This window comes from Halobellus sp. EA9 (genome assembly GCF_051195055.1).
GTDB classification, from domain to species: Archaea; Halobacteriota; Halobacteria; order Halobacteriales; family Haloferacaceae; genus Haloquadratum; species Haloquadratum rubicundus.
In genome coordinates this window covers 51,221-70,750 of sequence record NZ_JBNTJW010000009.1, presented here as the reverse complement: position 1 = coordinate 70,750, position 19,530 = coordinate 51,221, and the positions used below count along the sequence as shown (strand labels likewise).

26 protein-coding genes and 2 pseudogenes are annotated in these 19,530 nt (G+C 57.8%); 24 read left to right on the top strand and 4 right to left on the bottom strand.

The features are described 5' to 3' along the window. Positions 1-48: 48 nt before the first annotated feature. The 5 genes from ACQUQ0_RS12675 to ACQUQ0_RS12655 all read left to right on the top strand — a co-directional run bounded on the left by ACQUQ0_RS12675 (position 49) and on the right by ACQUQ0_RS12655 (position 2,983). A complete protein-coding gene (locus tag ACQUQ0_RS12675) occupies positions 49-936 on the top strand; it encodes a hypothetical protein (RefSeq protein ID WP_435185529.1) in 888 nt (295 codons plus the stop codon). 140 nt (positions 937-1,076) lie between these two features. Beyond that, positions 1,077-1,265, top strand: coding sequence for a hypothetical protein (locus ACQUQ0_RS12670; RefSeq protein WP_435185527.1), 189 nt, complete (start codon positions 1,077-1,079; stop codon positions 1,263-1,265). A gap of 106 nt (positions 1,266-1,371) precedes the next feature. Further along, positions 1,372-1,752, top strand: coding sequence for a hypothetical protein (locus ACQUQ0_RS12665; RefSeq protein ID WP_435185525.1), 381 nt, complete (start codon positions 1,372-1,374; stop codon positions 1,750-1,752). A 68-nt stretch (positions 1,753-1,820) separates the two neighbouring features. Continuing rightward, positions 1,821-2,483, top strand: coding sequence for a DUF6735 family protein (locus tag ACQUQ0_RS12660; RefSeq protein WP_435185523.1), 663 nt, complete (start codon positions 1,821-1,823; stop codon positions 2,481-2,483). A 74-nt stretch (positions 2,484-2,557) separates the two neighbouring features. Then, on the top strand, positions 2,558-2,983 hold the full coding sequence (locus ACQUQ0_RS12655; RefSeq protein ID WP_435185520.1) for a hypothetical protein: 426 nt from the start codon (positions 2,558-2,560) through the stop codon (positions 2,981-2,983). On the opposite strand, the gene ACQUQ0_RS12650 is transcribed toward ACQUQ0_RS12655, so the two are convergent. From ACQUQ0_RS12650 to ACQUQ0_RS12635, 4 genes are read right to left on the bottom strand one after another with little or no spacing between them, the layout of a single operon-like run. Then, a complete protein-coding gene (locus tag ACQUQ0_RS12650) occupies positions 2,980-5,049 on the bottom strand; it encodes a hypothetical protein (RefSeq protein WP_435185519.1) in 2,070 nt (689 codons plus the stop codon). The two genes, ACQUQ0_RS12655 and ACQUQ0_RS12650, sit on opposite strands and share 4 nt — an antisense overlap. Then, positions 5,042-5,950, bottom strand: coding sequence for a hypothetical protein (locus ACQUQ0_RS12645; protein WP_435185517.1), 909 nt, complete (start codon positions 5,948-5,950; stop codon positions 5,042-5,044). The genes ACQUQ0_RS12650 and ACQUQ0_RS12645 overlap by 8 nt, the downstream gene beginning before the upstream one ends. A 6-nt stretch (positions 5,951-5,956) precedes the next feature. Then, on the bottom strand, positions 5,957-6,511 hold the full coding sequence (locus tag ACQUQ0_RS12640) for a hypothetical protein (RefSeq protein WP_435185516.1): 555 nt from the start codon (positions 6,509-6,511) through the stop codon (positions 5,957-5,959). A gap of 12 nt (positions 6,512-6,523) precedes the next feature. Continuing rightward, positions 6,524-7,369: a hypothetical protein gene (locus tag ACQUQ0_RS12635; protein WP_435185515.1), complete on the bottom strand. Its 846-nt coding sequence runs from the start codon at positions 7,367-7,369 to the stop codon at positions 6,524-6,526. A gap of 214 nt (positions 7,370-7,583) precedes the next feature. Here ACQUQ0_RS12635 and ACQUQ0_RS12630 point away from each other — a divergent pair, with 214 nt between their 5' ends. From ACQUQ0_RS12630 to ACQUQ0_RS12540, 19 genes and pseudogenes are all read left to right on the top strand, one after another. Then, positions 7,584-8,075 carry a hypothetical protein gene (locus ACQUQ0_RS12630; protein ID WP_435185658.1) on the top strand — a complete coding sequence of 164 codons (492 nt, stop codon included), beginning with the start codon at positions 7,584-7,586 and terminating at the stop codon, positions 8,073-8,075. 3 nt (positions 8,076-8,078) lie between these two features. After that, on the top strand, positions 8,079-8,444 hold the full coding sequence (locus tag ACQUQ0_RS12625; protein WP_435185512.1) for a DUF7568 family protein: 366 nt from the start codon (positions 8,079-8,081) through the stop codon (positions 8,442-8,444). Positions 8,445-8,522: 78 nt separating this feature from the next. After that, positions 8,523-8,918 carry a DUF7567 family protein gene (locus ACQUQ0_RS12620; RefSeq protein ID WP_435185511.1) on the top strand — a complete coding sequence of 132 codons (396 nt, stop codon included), beginning with the start codon at positions 8,523-8,525 and terminating at the stop codon, positions 8,916-8,918. A gap of 79 nt (positions 8,919-8,997) precedes the next feature. Next, entirely contained in the window at positions 8,998-9,399 is a 402-nt protein-coding gene (locus ACQUQ0_RS12615; RefSeq protein ID WP_435185509.1) for a DUF6166 domain-containing protein, read from the top strand. Between the two features lie 22 nt (positions 9,400-9,421). After that, positions 9,422-9,700 (top strand): DUF7389 domain-containing protein, encoded by a 279-nt coding sequence (locus ACQUQ0_RS12610; RefSeq protein ID WP_435185507.1) that lies wholly within the window; start codon positions 9,422-9,424, stop codon positions 9,698-9,700. 49 nt (positions 9,701-9,749) lie between these two features. Then, positions 9,750-9,971 (top strand): hypothetical protein, encoded by a 222-nt coding sequence (locus ACQUQ0_RS12605; protein ID WP_435185506.1) that lies wholly within the window; start codon positions 9,750-9,752, stop codon positions 9,969-9,971. A 53-nt stretch (positions 9,972-10,024) separates the two neighbouring features. Beyond that, complete coding sequence (locus tag ACQUQ0_RS12600; protein WP_435185504.1) at positions 10,025-10,324, top strand: hypothetical protein; 300 nt, start codon at positions 10,025-10,027, stop codon at positions 10,322-10,324. 2 nt (positions 10,325-10,326) lie between these two features. After that, the gene (locus tag ACQUQ0_RS12595; protein ID WP_435185502.1) at positions 10,327-10,692 is read left to right on the top strand and encodes a DUF7568 family protein; all 366 of its coding nucleotides are present in this window, start codon (positions 10,327-10,329) and stop codon (positions 10,690-10,692) included. A gap of 100 nt (positions 10,693-10,792) precedes the next feature. Then, positions 10,793-11,056 carry an AbrB/MazE/SpoVT family DNA-binding domain-containing protein gene (locus ACQUQ0_RS12590; protein WP_435066195.1) on the top strand — a complete coding sequence of 88 codons (264 nt, stop codon included), beginning with the start codon at positions 10,793-10,795 and terminating at the stop codon, positions 11,054-11,056. Next, entirely contained in the window at positions 11,053-11,466 is a 414-nt protein-coding gene (locus tag ACQUQ0_RS12585) for a putative toxin-antitoxin system toxin component, PIN family (RefSeq protein WP_042661788.1), read from the top strand. The genes ACQUQ0_RS12590 and ACQUQ0_RS12585 overlap by 4 nt, the downstream gene beginning before the upstream one ends. A 145-nt stretch (positions 11,467-11,611) precedes the next feature. Beyond that, positions 11,612-12,163 (top strand): annotated as a pseudogene (locus ACQUQ0_RS12580) (DUF6166 domain-containing protein); the annotation flags it as partial. Further along, entirely contained in the window at positions 12,163-12,318 is a 156-nt protein-coding gene (locus ACQUQ0_RS12575; RefSeq protein ID WP_435185501.1) for a hypothetical protein, read from the top strand. The pseudogene ACQUQ0_RS12580 and the gene ACQUQ0_RS12575, both read left to right, overlap by 1 nt. Next, complete coding sequence (locus ACQUQ0_RS12570; protein ID WP_435185499.1) at positions 12,315-12,851, top strand: hypothetical protein; 537 nt, start codon at positions 12,315-12,317, stop codon at positions 12,849-12,851. Before ACQUQ0_RS12575 ends, ACQUQ0_RS12570 begins: the two co-directional genes overlap by 4 nt. Before the next feature lie 170 nt (positions 12,852-13,021). Then, on the top strand, positions 13,022-14,182 hold the full coding sequence (locus tag ACQUQ0_RS12565; protein WP_435185498.1) for a hypothetical protein: 1,161 nt from the start codon (positions 13,022-13,024) through the stop codon (positions 14,180-14,182). Between the two features lie 319 nt (positions 14,183-14,501). Further along, positions 14,502-15,504: pseudogene (locus ACQUQ0_RS12560) on the top strand (DUF6610 family protein). A gap of 75 nt (positions 15,505-15,579) precedes the next feature. Then, the gene (locus ACQUQ0_RS12555; protein ID WP_435185496.1) at positions 15,580-15,927 is read left to right on the top strand and encodes a hypothetical protein; all 348 of its coding nucleotides are present in this window, start codon (positions 15,580-15,582) and stop codon (positions 15,925-15,927) included. 405 nt (positions 15,928-16,332) lie between these two features. Further along, complete coding sequence (locus tag ACQUQ0_RS12550) at positions 16,333-17,262, top strand: ArdC-like ssDNA-binding domain-containing protein (RefSeq protein WP_435185494.1); 930 nt, start codon at positions 16,333-16,335, stop codon at positions 17,260-17,262. 109 nt (positions 17,263-17,371) lie between these two features. Continuing rightward, on the top strand, positions 17,372-18,202 hold the full coding sequence (locus tag ACQUQ0_RS12545) for a hypothetical protein (protein ID WP_227262437.1): 831 nt from the start codon (positions 17,372-17,374) through the stop codon (positions 18,200-18,202). A gap of 53 nt (positions 18,203-18,255) precedes the next feature. Further along, positions 18,256-18,579: a hypothetical protein gene (locus ACQUQ0_RS12540; RefSeq protein WP_066419289.1), complete on the top strand. Its 324-nt coding sequence runs from the start codon at positions 18,256-18,258 to the stop codon at positions 18,577-18,579. Positions 18,580-19,530: the final 951 nt, after the last annotated feature.

Sequence of the window (19,530 nt, the reverse complement as noted above, 5' to 3'; positions counted from 1 at the left end):
GCCATTGTTTAAACCCGAAGACGAAGCATGATACGGCCAGATCACTCTATGACCGACCAGTACGCCGACTACAAAGCCCTCCGACCGCTCGGCGAAGCGACCCACGTTCCCGACGACCAACTCGCCAGTAGTAGTGGTGAGCCCCGGCGGCAACGCTCTGGTGGCGTCGACGCGGACTATCCAGACGACCCGACAGCAGATGAGACCGAGTGCGCTTCCTGTGGAGCGTCAATCCCCGCTGGCCAGTCGAAGTGCCGGTTCTGTCTCACGAATCATCTCGAAGCAGCCGACGATCAGGACACATCGACTGCCGAAACGACTCTCCTCCACGTCATCCACATAATCGTTGAGGCGTCGACGTTCTACGGCGCCGTCGGGAAGGGATCTGCTGCGGCGACCCTCCTCGCGAAGGCAGATGATGACCCAGTCGTCGATGACTGCAAGCTAATCTATGATCTCGACGAGGAACCGGCCCCACAGCTTGTCGACCAGTGGCCCTCGCTCCCCTCGGCGACACGGGTCACGTCTGAATGTGGTACTCAGCTGCTCGCGTCTGCTCGTCAGCGGACAGTGTGGACAGAGATGACGCATTCCTGTCACGACGGCGAGCACACGACGTTCCTCTACGACGAAACCGGGAGTGGGGTTCACTCCGAAGATCATCTTGCAAGCCTACGTGAGGACGCAGACGACGACCTCTGGCTGGTGCCAACGATTGCGCTCCAAGAATCCGTTGACAAGACCGATACCGAACAGCCACGACGCGAGCGCCCAACCAGAACTCACCTCAAGTGTCGGGAGTGTGATCGGGAGACTAAGCATCGATTCCGCGAATTCGAGACCGTCCCCGATGACGAGTGGACCGGGCAGCCCATGTGGGAGTGTCAGCGGTGCGGGACACCTCGCTATGGGCCCGAACCCGAAGCCGATCAATAGAGACGGAGTCAGTTTAACCAACGACCCTGATATCGATTCGTTCTGTTGGTTAACTGGAGGCCAGTTCGTGATTACCCCCGGACTGCCCTGCTGACAGCTCGCCGGTGTTTTTCGCGCCGCAAATTGGCGGAGGCGCACAGATGGACCCACGAGACACCCCCGGCTATCGACTCCACCGCGCGCTCAGCAGCCTCACCAGTATCGATATCGACCAATTGGAGCCCGCTGATCGAGAGCGAATTAGCACCGCGACGACGCTCCTCGAGCAGGTGGATGTTCTCACCCAACCGAATACGACATCGAACGGTGACGTCCACGGAGAATCCTGACAGCACGACGCGTCGGCAGTGCAGTGTCCTGTGGCTGTCACAGCGTGAGCAGTTGTTCGCCCCCTGAAGGGGTGCGGGGGCGCGAGATCGCTCCCGAGAACAACCCATGGCAACACTCCAAGCCGCAACGACATCGACCGGCGCGCTCGTAACAGACCCACAGGCCGTCCGCCAGCTCTGTGAGAACCACTGCTTCGGGACGCTCAACTGGGAAGTGGACGACGACGGCGAACTCCTTATCTGGGGCTACGACAGCTTCGAAGTGTACGAGGCCCGTGAGAACGGTCTTCCTGATTACGACGGTGGCATCGTCACCCACGAGTTCCTCCGGTCGCTCGCGGAGTATCTCGAACCGGACGAAGAATTCGACATCCAGACAGCCGGATTTACCAAGTGCCGATTTCCCGTGCTGGCGAAACGGTACGTCATCCGCGACGGTGAGGTGCTGTACGCGGACCTCAGTTCCCCCGAACCGATCGACGAGTAGCGTTGTTCGTCCCCCGGGAGGGGTGCGGGGCGATCCAGTCGTGGGTCGTCCTGCGAGGTGATTGTTCAATGGGCCACCGCGCACTCGTTGCGTACGAACGAACTGACGGACAGTACACGCTCCACTACTCTCATTGGGGTGCAGCGAATCTCAAGCTCAAGCACCGAATCTCGGCTGAGTCGCCGTTCGGTGGCGACGACACCGACTCCAAGTGGGCGAAACAGCTGCTGGCGGAACTGGCCGATGGCCTCGAGGCAGATGCCGTCGACGGCTACCTCGCCGGCGAGGTTCGACCGTCGACGGTCGTCGAGCCGAAGCCCCGCGCCACCGGGCTCACCCTCGACGAGATAGTCGCGGACCACCTCGACTACCTTCATCACGAGGCGTTCTTCGTGGTATCGCCGACCTTCGAGGTAACTGCGTATCGGACACTATGGTTCGGCCTCCAGTACGACTCGGAGACAGTCGAACAGGGAGAGACCGTCGGGAATGGCGCGCTCGCGACGGTGCGCTGGTACGACGGCGAGCCGGTCGGCGACGGCCACCTACAGGGACAGTTCGCGGCCCTCAAAGACGTCGTCGGCGACATGCTCGACAAAGGCGTCTTCACGCCGTCGACGGCGAGGCAGTACCTAAAACGGAAGCTGGCCGAGCGAGTCGCAGATCGACAGGAGCTGCTCATTCCGACCGGGGAATCACCCTTCGAGAAGGCGAGCCTGAACCACTCCTAGTTGGATCTGCTTCGTAGCAACTGCTGTTTTTCAGGGGCCGGAATGGGTGAGCCTCTCTGTAGGCTCGTGATTTGATGGCCAAGCTACCAGACGACGATCCGTTCCACGATTGCGAGTTGGGTCCCGAGGCTGTCCTCGGGACGTGCACCTTCGAGAACGTCCTGTTCACCGACGAGACGGAAACCCCGGTGAACGTGTTCACCGGCAAGACACCGGGACATTCGCAAGCAACCGTCGAGGAAGCAAAGGAGTTTGCTGCGAGTATCGACACGGAGACGCCTCAGATCGCGCTTCCCGCTTCCGTCGAGACGCAGATCGAAACCCAAAGCAAGCCCTACACGGCGGCCGCGTTCTTCCACTTCAAGGCGACTGGCTCGCTCGAACGTCACCGCGCCTACCACGCTGCCTACGAGTCAAACGCGTTCACCGTCGACTTCGAGGCCGACTACGCGTCGGGCGACCTAACCATCACCGTTAAAGAAGCCGATGAAGCAATTTAGTCGAACCGCTCAAACCGGTAATTCTCCTCGAAAGGACTCGTGTCAATACCGATCTCCGCCATCGAAATGATGACCTGGTAATCCGACAAGATATTCGAAAGCTCGCTTAGGAAGTTCGCTATCGCCCTCGTATTGTACTTGTCCTGCTCCTTCCCGAAGGCAGAGTCAATAACGAACAGCCGAAGAGGCAGATTCCGATCCGACTGGCTCAGCTCTTTCAAAATTGCTGTGTGGAACAGGAGAGCGTGAAGCACAACCTCCGACGTACTTCCCTGAGGATCAGTTGAATCAAGAACAGTGCCGTCCTCCAGGTGGACCTCGTAAGTGTACTTCCCCTTGTCCTGAAACACAACATCGTCGACATCACTGAACGTTCCATCAGTGAAGTAGTCCGTCAACTCAAGCATTACATCGGACAACTTGTTCTTCAGCCTCCGCTGCTCTTGGTCCCGTTTTCTCTGGACGATCGTATTGAAGCTGGAAAGCATCTGCCGTTTCCGGTTATTCTGCTCGTACTCCTCGTACAGCATTTCCAGCTCCTCGACCTCTTCCTCCAACTCCTCTATTCGGTCTTCCTTCGTTTCGATCTCGGCCTGGATCGTCGTCAGCTTCTCCTTCCGTTCTCTGACCTCTCGGTCAAGCTCCTCACGCTCATCGATAAGATCAGCCACCTCACCCTCCTCAAGCGTCTCCTCCAACTGTTCAATTTGCTCGTTCGTGGCCTCAATCCGTTCTTCCAGAGACTCAATCTCGAACTGGATATCCTCTTTTTGACCTTCCAGATCTTCCAGTCGCTCCTGCTGCTTTTCCTGGATCGCCGTAATAGATTCTTCAGCTTGGTGCTCCTTCTCCACTCGCAGCCGCTTATCCGGGACCTCCTTGTGACACAGAGGACAGTGATGATCTTCCAGAAGACGGGCACGGTCCTCGCTCTCCACCTTGTTAGTACAGATAGGACACTTCTCAGGGACGCTCATCAAATTCCGGACCTCGTCCCCGACAACGTCCATATCCTCCTTCAGATCCGTATCTTCGTACCGGTTAATGAGGCGGCGAACTTTCGCTAACTCATTGACCTTGTCCGTGAGCTGCCGTTGGAGATTAGCCTCTTTCGACTCCAAAGAACTCTTCTGGGACTGAAGCTCGTCGGTGTCCACACCTTCCTCAGTCTCCTCACGGAGAGCGCGTCGAACCGACTCTAACTGATCCTGCTTATCGGTGAGTGTCGTACTGATTCGATCCCGTTGATTCTCCAGGTCATCCAGTTCTCTCTTTTCCTGCTTGAGCTCTTTCCTGCGGTCCTCGACGTACATCGAGGCCTGCCTGGCTTCCTCGGAGACACTGTACTGCTCCTCCATCCGGTTCTCGCTGGCGTTGATGACGTTGGTAAGATTCACCCGGAAGAGGATGTCCAGCATATCGGAGGCCTTGTTCCAGTCCATGAACAGCCGCCAGTCCTTGGAGGTGATGAAGAAGAGCCCCATGATCCGATAGAGATCCCATCTGCGTTCACTGAGACGCTCTTCTAACGGTAGAATCCCGAGAAGATCGGAAACCTTGGCCTGACTATCTCGCCGGTCTTCCTCCTCACCGCCCTCTTCAGGAGACTTCGTAACTCGAGGGTAGCCGGTAAGCGAATTGCCCTCCCACTTCAGTGTGCGGTAGATTTTGTACTTGTCTCCGTTGACGTTCCAGTATGTGTTGGTGTGAGCGGTGGACTTCCCGTTGCTGATCAAGTTTGTGAGCTCGAACTCTGACCTCTTCGGATCGCTATCAGGGAGTCCGATCAGATTGTATTCTAAGGCCTCAATGAAACTGGTTTTCCCCGTCAGATTCTCTCCATACAACACCGTTCCCTGCTCCCCGAAGGGGATCTCCTTGTTCTCTACTGCCTCGAAATCCTGTACCGATGCTTTATCAAGATGAAGCAGTTCCTCGTCGAGAGAAACGTCCTTGTAGTGGTTTTCAAGGAGCTGGCGGCATTCCTCTTTGTCCTCTTCGGTGAACTTGGGCTCGTTCTCTACCTCGTTCAAGATGTCCTTGATGATCTGGTCTTCACTAGACATTCAGCATCAACTCCTGAATCGGATCCACAGGCTCATCGAAGTCCCGTTGACGTGCCTTCAACAATTCCTCGTTCTTCGGGGTGGCTTGGAACTGGGGCATGGACCTGACCAGTTCCTTCAGCTCCTCCATCGATTTCGTACCGTGCTCTCTGATCACGTCTCTCTGCTGGAGATCCCATTCTTTCAGTAAAACACTGTCAAGATTATCCAACTTCTTTCCGTACTTGGCTATCAACCGTTCACCGTTCACTCCTAACGAGATCTCATAGGGTTCATCACCCTCCGAAACCGGCTCCTCCATCACCTCTTCATGAAGCAGAGACTGGGCGAAAAGCCGGTTCTTGTCCCGGTACAGTTTCTGGGAATACGGGCCGCTTCCCTTCGAAAAGTTGTATCGGTAGCCAGTGTGCTCCAGGTTTCCGAGAGCCGTCCGATTTGACCTGTTTGGAAGAGTATCCTCCTGTGACAGCTCAAGGTTCACCAGGTACAGCAGATACTGAAGCCGGTTCCGAGGCGCAACACTATCCTCCCCGGTCAGCTTCATATAATCCCGGACGAACTTCAGCATCATCACGAAGTCCGCAACCTGATCCAGGCCGTAGTTAAGTTTGTACTGTTCCGAGTACAGCTCTAGAATCGGCACTTGGCCGTCCCGGAATCTCTGCAGTTTCTCTTCGGAAAGACCTGCTAACTCAAGCTCGTCGATAACACGCTCGTCAGGTAGAACCTGTTCGTTCAGGAAATCGAAATACTGCTCTCCAGAAAGCCGCTCCGAACCTTCCTGTTCGTCTAATTTCTCGCTTTGCACATCCGCAGCGATATCCAGGTAGAGATGGAACTCTTCGCCGGACAAGTCCGCCCATTCTCCGATCCGTTTCAGGGCGAGTGTTTCGTTCACCATCCGGGATCAGCTCCTTGCATCGATTAGATCACAGACGTTGTTGTTCCATTCAATGACCTCTTCTTTTCCTCTCTTCGGATTCGCGCTCATATCGAGGTACTGCCTGATACTGTTCCTGAGGACAGGCTTCGATTTGACCGTGAAGACATTCTGACTGTCCGTCACCTCATCGAGGTCTTCCTCGATCTCTTTATGCTCTGATTCCGGGGCATCGATCAGGATACAGACATGGGTTCGAGGAGGTGTGGCGTTTATCGCACGTCTGAAGTCGTCCTTGAGATCGTCTTCTATGATGCATTCGTGGTGGACAAGCCAGAGACTGCTCTTGAGGATCGTTGTTTCCGCCTCTACAGGGTCGTCCCGCATCAAGTCAAGGCCTTCTCCGTGAGGATCTGCGACGATAGTCTCCTCGTAGCCTGATATCTTGGGAGTGATCTCGTTTAGAATAGATTCTAGATCGTCTCCGTAGCAGCTTTTGGAATCGCTGAATAGGCAGATTCCCTCGTTGTGAGGTTTCTTATCCGGAGGCCCAAATTCCCGATCTTCAGCGTACTTTTCCATGTTATGCTACGATTATTTACCCATAACAGATAATACTACCCTACGTGAAGCCGAGTTATCCATTTCCCTAAGCTCTTCTTCGAGGTCTTGGAAAGCATTGTACCGGTCCTCCCATACGGAGAACTGGGCATCGCTGTTGGGGAGGTCCCCTACCATCTTTTTCTGCCCCTGTAGTTCCCGCTGCTTGAACGTCTCCAGCCAGTCCTGTAGATCTGAAGCGAGGTCTCCGGTTCCTTCCAGGTTGGATGTCTGGAGGCCTGTAAGAAGTGAGTCACCTGCCTGAATCAGCTGGCCGGGTTCGTCGACTATCTCTGGCTCCGGTTTTTCTTTGAGGTCTTCTGCTGCTGTGAGGAACTGGTCGATGTCTTCCGGTTTCGTGTTGGTGTTGTCGGAGAAATAGTCCTCGCCGTAGATGATCCCGGCTATCGAGATGGCGTAACCGGTCGAGAATACGGCTCCGATACCGATGTCGACTGGCTGGGGGACGATGCTTCCTGTGTACGGGTAGACGAGGAGCAGGTAGCCGATGTAGATGACGACGGTTGAGAGAGCGAGGTGTGCTGCCCAGCATTTGAGGATGTGGGCGGGGCTATGGAACTTGGCTGAGTAGGTCTGGTATCCGAGGCCTGAAAGCAGGACGTAGAGTGCAGCGGCGAGAACAACGGTGAGAAGCCCTGTTATAAGGAGTGCTGCACTGTCACTGAAGGGGATCGGTAGGAACGGAGGCGTGGCGACGAAGAAGGTGGCCCCGAGGAAGACTGTCTCGCTAGCTACGATGGCAAAAATCTTAGTCTCGGATCGACCAAAGATGAGGAATTCAGAAAATGGAATAGACCGAATAGAAGAGAAAGTACCCATAGTGAGCTGTTTATGACGTAGATGTTGGTGGACAAGTAATAGTTCCTGTCATAACTTGGGCCCACTGAGTTGCCCATCCTCCTATCTGGTATTAGAACGATAGCCAGTGAGCACCTCTTTTGGAGATGTTTTTCGAGCGCCGGCGATGGGTGCCGGCGCAGCAGGAGCGAGCGAGCAACGACTCCCGGTGCGTCGGCGCTTCGAGGTGTTCGAGATGCACATGGTCATTTACAGTCTGGTAGAAGCATCGACAGAAGGCGAAGCACTATCCACCGGAAAGACGGTGTTCGACCGCCTGGTCGGCGCGGACCCACATACCGGCGCCGTCTTCGACTACTACGTCTGTTTTGATGAGGAGAACACGTCCGTTGCGGGGAAGGCGCGATGGGGTGAGCTCCCGACGGCGGCTCCTGTCGACTCCGATGACGGCCAGGATCTCCTCGAGCGTGGCTGGGAGGCGACGAAAGAGGAGTTCGAGCGGAATCTCGAACGGGTGAGGGAAGCACTTGACGAACTTTCCGATGAGGAGATCATGCGCGACGAAGATCTCGCTCGGCACGCCTTCCACCAGGTCGGCGCCTACGACGGGCCAACGATCTTCCTGTACAACGAATATGCGAACGGGATCCGTCACCGTGAGCAGCTGGATCGAGTGCTGGAGGAGAGCGAGGAGCTCTGGATCGTGCCCGCCGACGTCCACTTCTAACAGATGTCCCGGATCACAAATTGGAAGCGCGAGAGCCGCACGCCCACACTCGCATACCGGAATACCGAGACCGGCGCTCGGGCGGTCTTACACCGAACACCGGATTCGTACCGCTACAAGTGGCGTGGCGTAATCCTCGTCGACGGCTACCCGGTATGGTCGCGGGGGTACGAGACGAAAGACGCGAAATCGTTCCGTGACGAGCTCCGAGAACGGCCAACGCCCGAACTGAGTTGTCCCGAGTGTCTGAACAGCGATGTGGCAATCGGCGGAAAAACGGCTGACGGCGCGAAGGTTCAGCGTTGGTTCGAGTGTCGGAGATGTGGGTACGAAGCATCCTCGAGAATCGTGTACGGCGCCGAGCGCTGATTGATTGGTGCGGATCTGCGATGGCGTTTATTTCTGGGCCGGGATGGGTGGCCCGTCTCAATCGGGCCAGATCCACAGATGTGTCTGGAAATCATCGACCGTCACAGCGAAGCACTGTTCGAGTTCCTCTGGTGTCCCGTCTGCGGGCACGAGGTATTCAGTCACATTCCGTTCGAAGGTGTGTTCTGCAAGAACTGCAACACCCAGGTCGAACTCCAGGAATCCCGAGAGACGCGCGGCTACGAGGAGGCCGTCCTCGCCTGCTTCGACACCCACTCAACGTGGAACCTCCACGTCGACGAGAAGCTCCGTCGCGACCTACCCGATGGGTCGGCGCGGGTGAAGATCCTCGGCGCACCGGGTGCCTACGAGGTCGACTGGTGGAGTCCAGCACCCGGCGATGACTGGCAGCCAGTCGAGCGTGGTGAATTCGATGAGGTCGACGAACCAGCCGAGATCTCCCATCTCGCGTAGGGGCAAGCAGTCCCTGTGACTGTTTTTCACCCCCTGAGGGGTGCGGGGGTGCTCGAACGAGTAGCTCCCGAACAGACCGATGAGTAGACCTAGCGACACACACTCGATTGAACAGACACGCCCAGCGAGCGACTGCGACATCGCCTACGTCGGGTATCGGCAGAGCGGGCAGGCTATCGTTGAGAAATGTCCCGGCCAAGAACGGCTCACGCCAGAGCGGAGTCTCGCACTGGTGAATCACAGTCCCTCGGGATTCGAATGGGGATATGGTGGTAGTGGTCCAGCGCAACTCGCGCTCGCACTCCTCCTCGACTACACGAGAGACGAGGCGTTGGCCCTCGACCACTACCAGGAGTTCAAAACCGAGGTCGTGAGCCAGCTGGACTGTGCTGGGTCTGCTGGAAGCTGGCGACTCACCGGATCCGATATCGACGCAATCCTTCACGAAACACCCGGCGAGCCGGTTGCACCGTCCATCTGAATACCAATCACCGAAAGAATCCATGTCAGAACACACCCAACCATCTCGTGCGGATGATGAATCGACCGAAGCCACTGAACAGGCGACACGAACGGAATACGTCGAACGTAGTGACGTCGGCGTTTCCCTTACCGTGAAGCTTACTCGCGGGACTGGCACCCGCGATCAGGACAAAATCGTGGCCAAAGCGAAGGGCAAGACCCTCGAGGACGCTCGCGAGGACATGGAGATTCTTCGGGAGTACATCCACGATCTCGCTGAGGACGCCCGCCAGATCCAACCCGAGGAAGAAGACGGGTAACGGCGGGGGCTGTTTTTTGTCGCCTCAGCAGTAGCGGAGGCGATCATCAGTGAGCAATCCTGACGGTCAATCGACTGACGCAAGCGAGGTTTCGCCAGAACAACGGCTCGAACCCCCGAATACGCGACTGATCAACGCTGGTATCGTGACGATCAACGATATGGAGACGCTGCGAGCCTGCGTCGCCTACGAGAACGCGAATCAGCAACGGGTCCAGATTCTTCGCCATCTCAAAGATCGGGCCAGCGAAATTCGCGCAGAAGACGATTGACGCAGCACTCGGAGGTGTCTGTCGGAGCCTCGGTGGGTGGAGGCTCAATCCAGATGAGCGAGCGACCAGAGATCGAGATTCACCGACAGACTGCGTTCGGCGACGATGGCCAACTCGAAGTAACTGAAACAAGCGTCGAGACCTCACTCGAGGACTTCGGCGCTGACGTGGATCATCGTGACCGGGATTCGCGTCTTGACCAGCCCGAGGCGGGTGAATTCGGCGTAGACGATCGACCCGAAGTTGAGCAAACATCCGAGGGAGATCAGTCAACACTCTTCGCTGATACGGACGAGGATCAGCAGACCCTCGCTGGCGACGATGCAGCCGCTCGCTGTCTCTTCGAGGAGTAACTATGACACGACTCACCAACCGGACCCGAGAGGGCCGTACTCCGACCCTGGCGTACCGAAACAGAGGGAGCAACGCCCGAGCAGTCCTGCACCGTGCGCCGGATTCGTACGTCCACAAGTGGCGGGCCGCGATTCTCGTCGAGGGCTACCCCGTGTGGTCGCGCGGATTCGCGACAAAGGACACCACGTGGCTTCGGGACGAACTCGAAAAGCGCCCCCAGCCAGAGCTCCGCTGCCCAGAGTGTCCGAACGACGAGGTCGTCGTCGGCCAGAAGAGTGCTGACGGTGCGAAGATTCAACGGTGGTTCGAGTGTCGGGTGTGCGGTTATGAAAGCCGCTCAGTAATCGTCTACGGCCCCGAGCGGTGATTCTCGACAAGGGAACCAAACGACGATGGAAGACGCAGTGGAATCGACCTGACCGGTGGGTTCAAGACGCTGCGTAAGGAATTCTTACATAGAGCCACTCATGAGTACTGACGACCCTGAAGTCACGACGGTGACGTCGAAGGGACAGATCACCATCCCAAGTCGGCTACGCAAACAGTTCGGCCTCGAAAAGGGCACGAAGCTGATGGTCGTCCCGACGGACTACGGCCTTGTACTGAAGAAACTCGAACTCCCCTCCGTCGAGGAGTTCCAGCAGCGGGTCGAAGAGCGTGCTGAGACGGTCGACCTCTCGATGGACGAGGTCAACGAGCTGGTGCATGATGCGCGGGGCGCCGATGAATGAGAGCGGTTCTCGATACGAACGTTCTCATTTCGAGCGTTATCGCAACTGGCGTCCCCCACGAGATAGTCGTCAAGGGGTTTAGCAGCGAGTATCAGATCGTCGTCTCCGTCGCGACGCTCACGGAATTTCGAGACACCCTGCTCAAATACCCGGAGAAGTTCCACATGGACGAAGAAGACGTCCAACAGGAGGTCGAAACGATCCGCTATTTCGCGGAGTTCGTCGACCCGGATGAAGAGATCACAGCGGTCGAGGCTGATCCTGACGATGACAAGTTCCTCGAAGCTGCCGTAGCGGGCAACGTCGACTACATCGTCTCCGGCGACCGCCATCTACTCGATCTCGACTCGTTCCGTGGGATCGATATTGTCGAGCCCCGAACGTTCTACGACCGCCTCACGACCGAGTAATCCCCTGTGGCTTCCCGAAAATAGGTCGTACACGAGGGCTCTCCTCGAGTGTGCTCATCCAGTATGGTTTTTCGACCCCCCGAGAGGGGTGCGGGGCATCCGAACGCCCGCGTTCAACCGATGGAGACAGATTCGACCACCAATCCACGAGCGCCTCACCCCGGATCGGAGCCTTGGCCTCGTGCGACACAGCCCAGCGGGCTTCGACTGGGGCTACACCGGAAGCGGCCCGGCACAGCTCGCCTGTGCGCTCCTCCTCGATTACACTAACGACGAACGCGTCGCCCACCAGCATTACATCCAGTTCCGCAACGAGGTGGTGAGTCAACTCGCGTGCGATGGCCCGGCCGACTGCTGGCATCTCACCGGGGAGGATATCGAGGCGGCACTCGCCGAATTCGAAGAGTACCGAGCACTCACGCCAGATGGTGGGACGCCGTCATCGTCACTGCCGGCGAACTGGAGTGCGGTGAGCCGGACAGATCGGACAGTCTTCCAACGCCGGGATATCGACCACTACGTCGTCCTCGCCGAAGGGAGCGAGGAGTGGTTGATCATACTTTGCGCGCAGGGCGACCGGGCGTATCCCGCCCCGCTTGGCCATCAAACACTTCCGGTCGAGAACGACCCTGCCTCAGCCGTTCAGGCACTCGTCGCTGAGAGTAACGATCTCGTCGAGCCAGAGGAGGACATCTGATGGAAAACATCCGACTTTCGCGAGCAACGTACCAGCTCATCGAACGCGCCATCACAGCGCTGGAGCGTATCGGTCGAGAACTTGAGCGATACAACGACCGGCATGAGCGAACAGGCGGGGAAGACACCGGCGAGACGAATCCCAGCGAATCATGACTGACGAAGCGACGCTTGACGACTTCGAGACCGAGAATTCGGCCGGAGAGTCCCGCTCGCTCACGCTGGAAGAGCGACTCCTCGCCCCGATCTCGCCGTCCGTGGGACTTCGGCTGATTCCCGGCCATGGTGATCCGCTCTATCTCCAGAACCGGGGCACTGAGCGGTATCTGTTCCGCGACGAGCACAACCGGTGGTTCATTCTCCAACCCTCGGCGAAGGACTCAGAAGCAGCGTTCGTCCGCTGGGTGTATCTCCCAGCAGACCGGCCCGAACGGCTGGCGCAGTCGGCGCTTCGTCGACGGACAGTGATTGGCTATGATTACGTTCAGCGGTCGGCCGCACCAGATCCAGTTAGGTCGACGGTGACGGCGATGTTCGTCACAGAACGCTGGCCCGAGACGGCCTACGAATGTGGATCGTGCGAGGCGCTGTTCGGTACAGCACGAGAGCACGCCCTTCACTGCTGGGACGCACATCCGTGGGTGCCGAATCCTGAACAGGTGCGCCGTCGACGCGAAGCCGACGAGTGAATTGAAGAGCCGAAGCCAGGTGTCGGGACCGTCCAGATAATTAACCAACAACGCTGGATTCTTGGACAAGATGTTGGTTAAGAGGTTGTTTTTGCGCCCGTGAGAGGGGGCGCAGGGCGCGTGATGAGAGCGCCGGCGCGGGTGACGAATTCGATTTCGAGGTGACTGCAATGAAAGATCCAGAATCCAGAACCGTGTTCGCTGGCGTCGACGGACGAACCGATACAGAACTACCCGACTGGTACCGCCGGAAGAAAACGATCGACGAACCGAAGTCCTTCGCCGAAACGATTCGTGACCTCCCGCAGACCGTCGAGACGACAGTCGCATACCGGAATCCCTACTCCGACGAGTGGGTCGAAACGGAGCGCTTCAACGCCTTAGTCGAGCCGACGAGAGCGCGCGACCACGCGACAGACGATGAGCCCGACGCAGACCCACTATTTCACGTCCCTACGGACAGTTATGCGATTATCAATCCGGTCGACGTGTACAGGCCCTTGGAAGAGGTCCTTCGCGAGGAGACCATCGACGGGACGCCGCTCGGGAACGTGATGTTCGGCGAGGTCCGTCGCTACCGGGGCGGCGGCGAGGTCCATATGGACGTGATGTTCGACGGCCTCGAAGTCCGGCTGCCGGGGCGGTCGGACCCGATCACGATGGGCGTGACCTCCGGCTACGACTTCTTCGGTGAGCACGCCGTCTACGTGGAGGGATTCGCCCAGGACGGGTACTGCTCGAATTCGATGCGCTCGCTCACCGACAAGGAAGTCATCAAGCACGTCGGGGACGTTCGGGACTTCCGGACCTGGTGGGAAGAGATCCTTGCACAGGTCGAACTCGTCGCCGACGATCTCTTCGAGTTCATTCGAGACGCCCAGGACATCGAGCTCGAGTTCTCCGAGCTCCCGTTCACCGTCACCGAGTTTTACAGCCTGCTGGGGTTCCCGGACTATCTCGCAGAGCGTGCTGCCGAGGATGCCGAGGCGAACGCTACGTCGCCGTTCGAGATCGATATGTGGACGCTGCACTCCGGCGCGACGTACGCGCTCACCCACTTCTTCCAAGGGAAAGAGGGCACGTCCCTCGACCAGTACGTCCGCGTTGCGAACGACATCCTGTTCAACCCGGAGGGCACCATCGAGCGCGTCGAACGAGCCTACGAGGAGCAGCTGGAGGCGGACGGCGACGACGGGTCGCAGGCGTCGCTCGCCGGCGAGCGGGCGCTCGCGAGCATCGAGCGTGTGAACGAAGACCTGCAGGACAACGTCGAGCAGTTCGAAGCGCGTGAAGAGGCGCTTCGCGAGCGGTTCCGGCAGGTGACGAACTAGCGCAGTTATCCGTTTTCGCGTTTCCATATGGCAAACGAAAACGCCCACCAGCAGTGTCCGGTCTGTGATCGCCGAATCGCGAGCGTGACAATCGTCGGGCCGAGTGAAGCAGTGGTCACGCCGTGCGGGCATCGTGTCGTTCCCCACCGACTCGACTGAAGGCCTGACTCACCGCTGAGCGGACACGGTGGCTACGTCGTCTCTATATTAACCAACGATCTGCGGGTTCTGGAGACTAGTGTTGGTTAATAGCGGACTGCGGCTCCGTTTATTGCCCCTCAGAGAGGGTGCAGGGCGGCTGGATTCGCCCTCGCAGCCCATGTTCATGTCGCTCGAAATCAACTCCTGCAGCAGTACTGATCGCGACATCACCGCTGCCAGATATGCCGACGTCGTGGCGTTCCTCCATCGAGCGCCGTTCGCTCTGGATGCGTATCGGCTCGGATTCCTGCCTGGGTTCCGAGAAGACTGTGGGTACCAGCAGACCCAGTATCAGGACCTGAACATCCCCGTCGGGATGTTGGATAACGACTTTCGGAATCCCGATCTGGATCGGTACGTCGCCAGATTTTTCGAATACGAACCCACGGTCGGGGTGATCGGAGATGTGTACGAGGGAGACGATGTCGACGAGTACGTGGCTGCTGCCCGCGAAATTCAGGCGAGTTATCCCGATGCAGAACTCGTCATCGTCCCGAAGTGCCGCGACGTGATCGACACGATCCCGAACGACCTCGTGCTCGGCTACTCGCGGGGGTACGCCGATCGATTGGCCCACGAGTTCTCCGAGCCGACCGACTGGCCGTCGTGTTCACATCTTGGGGGGCAGCCCACCGAAACAGTGGGACGTCATCCAGCAGTTGACCCGACCGACACTCACGGACGACCCACCGGCCGACATCGTCGGCCTCGACTGGAACGGGCTGCATCGCGGCGCGCAGTTCGGGGAGTTCTGGACGGCTGACGGCTGGGATGATAGCGGTCGTGACGCCTCCCACGTCACAGTTCGGAAGACAGTCCGACACAGTCTCGCCCGCATCAAGGCCTTCTGGCAGTCCCACGGCGTCTGGCCCGACTCAGCGCCACATAGCGACATCCTCGAAATCGAGTATGAGGGCCCGTCACCGACCGATATCGATAGTGCTGCGTGTACCGAATGCGGAGCGAACGTCTGGACGACTCGGCGCGGTCCCTTCATCGCTGAGTATGATACCGGCGTGCTCTGTGGCTACTGCAGCTACGAGTGCTACTTCACACATCGCCATCGGAACAACCTGGAGGAGATCGCCGGCAAGCAGAGCGTGTACATTCCGCCAGCGTGACGCCACGAGTGGTTTTTCGCGCCCCGGAGAGGGTGGGGGCTCGATCCAGAACGCCCTCCGAGAAGGTGATTTTCCGTGAGTCAACAACAGCGTCCGAACGACGTCTCGATCGACGATATTCCAGTCGACGTATCGAACACCCAATCAGGCGAGGTCGACCCCGCTGAGGTACCCGAGGAAATCCGATCGATCACTCGTGGACTCGCAAGCGAGCAACCGCCGACGAATCCGCTCGTTGTCCTGAAGGCCGCCCGCTGGTGGTATATACATGGCAAAGGCGGGACCGATCCCGCGTTCCAGTGGGCGATCGAGTGGGCACGACATCTCGCGACGGACACGCCGAGCGATGTCGACCAGTTCGATTCGTTCCTCGAGTATCTCGTCACGATCGGCCTCGCTGACGAGAAGGCAGCGCTTCGCTAACTGATCCCCATTCACACTGTGGGGGGCTGCTGGACACTACCGGCCAGAAGTAGTGCTGACCCTGATCTGTGCAGATCAAACGAAATTCGCTTAGAACTGGTAGCAGGCAACCTCTTCTTCACCACAGGTCGGACACGTTTCGGCGTCCTCGGAAAGGGTCGTTCCGCAGTACCGGCACTCATACAGGGTAGATGTCGTGGACGTGCGAGTACCAACGACCCCGCGGAGCGTTTCAACGAGACCCATTCTTCCGGTGATTGTGTCGCACTGGTTGTTAATCCCAGCCTCCGATAGCAGTCCCGATGTAAATCCCCGAAGTCGCGCCGATGTTTATTGTGCGCCCCCGAGGGGTGCGGCGCGTCCTGACTTCTCGGAGACGTCGTCGTACTTGGTGTGATGCAATCCATGATGACAGCCAGCGAGTCGAAGGTCTCGTTCGAGGAGACCGACACCCGACACGACGAGATGCACAGTACCATCGAAGACTGGATCGACGAGCTCGTCGCAGACGTCGACGAGGCAAAAGCCAGCCAACAGTTCCAGGAGTGGCTCGATGTCCAGTCCCGATTCCACGACTACTCCCATCGCAACACCCTCTTGATCAAGCTCCAGTGTCCCGAGGCAACCTGCGTAGCGGGCTACAATACGTGGCGGTCGGAGTTCGACCGGCACGTCCAAGAGGGCGAACAGGCGATCTGGATCTGGGCACCCATTATTACGAAGCAGTGCCCTGAGTGCGAGAACTCACCGAGTTACCACGAGCAAAGCGACTGTGACTACGACGAGACACCGGCCGAGGAGTGGTCCGAAGGACTGGTTGGATTCAAACCAACAGCAGTCTTCGATGTGTCTCAAACCGAGGGCGAACCGCTCCCCGAGTTGGAAACCGAGGCAACTGGTGACGCCGACGACCTGGTGCCAGCACTCCTCGATGCAGCAACTACGCTCGATATCGACGTCCGTGTCGTCGACGCTGCTGAGTGGGAGCATGGCGACGCGAAAGGCGTCTGCAAACACCGGAATCTCGACGAGTGCCAACCCGTCGTCGAAGCGAAAGCTCGCTCAAATCAGGCCGATCTCGCGGTGACGCTGATTCACGAGTACGCCCACGCACTGCTTCATTTCGATGTCGACGACGAACCCGAGCGTGCAAAACGCGAGGTCGAAGCGGAAGCCGTTGCGTACATCGTCGGGCGGTATTTCAACCTGGATACGAGCGGATCAGCGTTCTATCTTGCCGCGTGGCAAGACGACGATGCGGAGAGCATTCAGGAGCGTCTCGGGCGGATCAGTTCGACCGCACAGGAGATCATCGACACGGTTGTAGAGGGCTGAACACGCGGTTCTTCTAGTTAACCAACAGCTGGCAGTAAGACGGTATTTCGTTGGTTAAGTCTATCAGCGCCCGCCGAGGGGCGGAGGCGCAGTCACGCCTCTACGAACTATGTGTGAACCGTATCTGTCCGCTGTCCTCAACGAGGCGGAACGAGTTGCAGAACAACACGACCAGATAGCGCGATCGACGGATCAGACAGCGCACGAGTACCTGCGGTACGGCGTCCTTCGGCTGCTCGAAGGCGAGTCTGACGAGACAGCTGCGGACGTGCCCGAAATCGACGGCGTAACCGTCGGGTACGGAGCGGACGAAGCGATGTTTGACAGTTGGGGTAATGACGTCGAGTGGTGGGACGACGTCCCACCGCGAGAGGGGTGTACCCGCTTCCGAATCTTCTACCCCGACGAGTACGAAATCGTCCCACGGGTGGTCGTCGACGTGATGGCTGCCCTCGGCGCGTGGCGCGTGTGGGCTGGGAACGCCACAGCCTGTGGCTCCTACGACTATCGCGAGCGCTGTGAAGTCCACTATCGCTGGCCGGAGGGCCATCCGGTTGAGGAACTCCTTCAAGATCGGCACCAGGATCCAGCCGCCCCCGTTGCGCCGGACGGTGGGCGGACTGGCGATGTTCGCGACCGGATGGTCGTCACGAAGCACTCGAACCAGCGTGCGGACCTCGAACCGCGAACCCGACGCGCCGTCGACGAAGCAATGGAGGTCTCGCTGCTCGAAAAAGGCGGTCGCTACGAAGTTCGGTCAGCGTCGGGGAACTGGTACGAAGTCGACGTGATCAGCGAATCCTGCACCTGTCCGGATTGGCAGCAGCGAGCGCCCGAAGGCGGCTGCAAACACATCCGCCGGGTGGACCACGAAATCAAGCAGGGGCGGGTTCCCCGCCCGGACGGTCGACTCCCGACCGAGTCGAATCGACGTTATTAACCAACAGAACTATGGATTGATGGCTTCTGTTGGTTAATACGAGGTGACAGTCGATGCCCTACGAGCCACCGACCCCGCCGGCAGGACTTCCAGCCGAATTAGTCGACACTCTCAACGAGGCCTCGCCGGAGCAGCTTCGGGACGTAGCCCGCTACGCTGAGGGGCTAGCCGAACACAAGGAACGGGAAGCCCGTCTTGAGAAGGAATCGGACGAAGACGACGTTGAGGAGCGACCCGATGACCTTCCGGACGACGTGCCGGCGAAGGCGACGATCACGATCAAGGAGATCAACGACAATCGCTACTACTACTGGCAGTGGAGAGAAGGAGAAAAGATCCGGTCCAAATATAAAAGCCCCGTCAGTCCCGACGAATAAGCGAAATAGCGTTTGAGTTGGACGGCCAGTTGTTCAAAAGTATCCCCGTCTACAAAATGAAAGAAGAAAGCTGTCAGCGCTCAAGTTGTGGAGTGGACTCGCATCGGTCCCGTATCGTTTGATGTCCTCAGTCTTGTCGATTCGGTCGGAGATCCGAATACAGGAGCTGAAAAATCGCACTCTTATTTCGATATCGAAGAGACGCACCCCTATCGGCTTGTTCAACAAAACCACCTGCATGTAGAGGGTCACCTCTATCGATTTGTTTAGCGAGGAGTCACCCACAGGAGATCGGTATTGAACCAGTGGAGAGAAGTTCCTTCTCCGCCCTAGTGAGGGGTTTCCATCTCTGATCAAGATTGAGCATAGGACCGCTCCTACACGTAGCCGGGTTGATTCACCGCGACCGTGTCGCCAGGACCACACACCCACCCCTATCGATTTGTTCTAACGAGAAAGGGTGGGGAGGGGGAGTCAATCACGGGGGAACCGAGGTGGATATGGTTCATCAGAATAATATCCTTCGGCTAAATCCATCTTTATTAGCTCGGTTCTTGTTATAATCGGTGTACAGAGAGAGGATTGAACAAATCGATAGGGGAGAGTGTAGAATAGTTAGCCGAAGAAACAGAAGGAACAACAAGACACCTCTCACCACAGTGTACAAGCAGCTCGATCCTGGTCTTCGTCCCTTGGTTTCTCGACCCTTGTTTAAATACTCTATCAGGAGGAGAATAGAGCGAATAAGAGCAGTTAGAACAAATCGATAGACGTGTGTTCTACTAGCTAGCTAGTAGCTAGAACTAGAAAGAAGAGAAAGAGAAGATGAAAGCAGCTCTCGATCCCGTGCTAATCGTGACGTAGATGGAGCGTTAGCCCGTTCGGGAATTCTCTCACCCTACCCTCCGTATTGGTTAGAACAAATCGATAGGGGTGAGAGGGTGTTCGGGA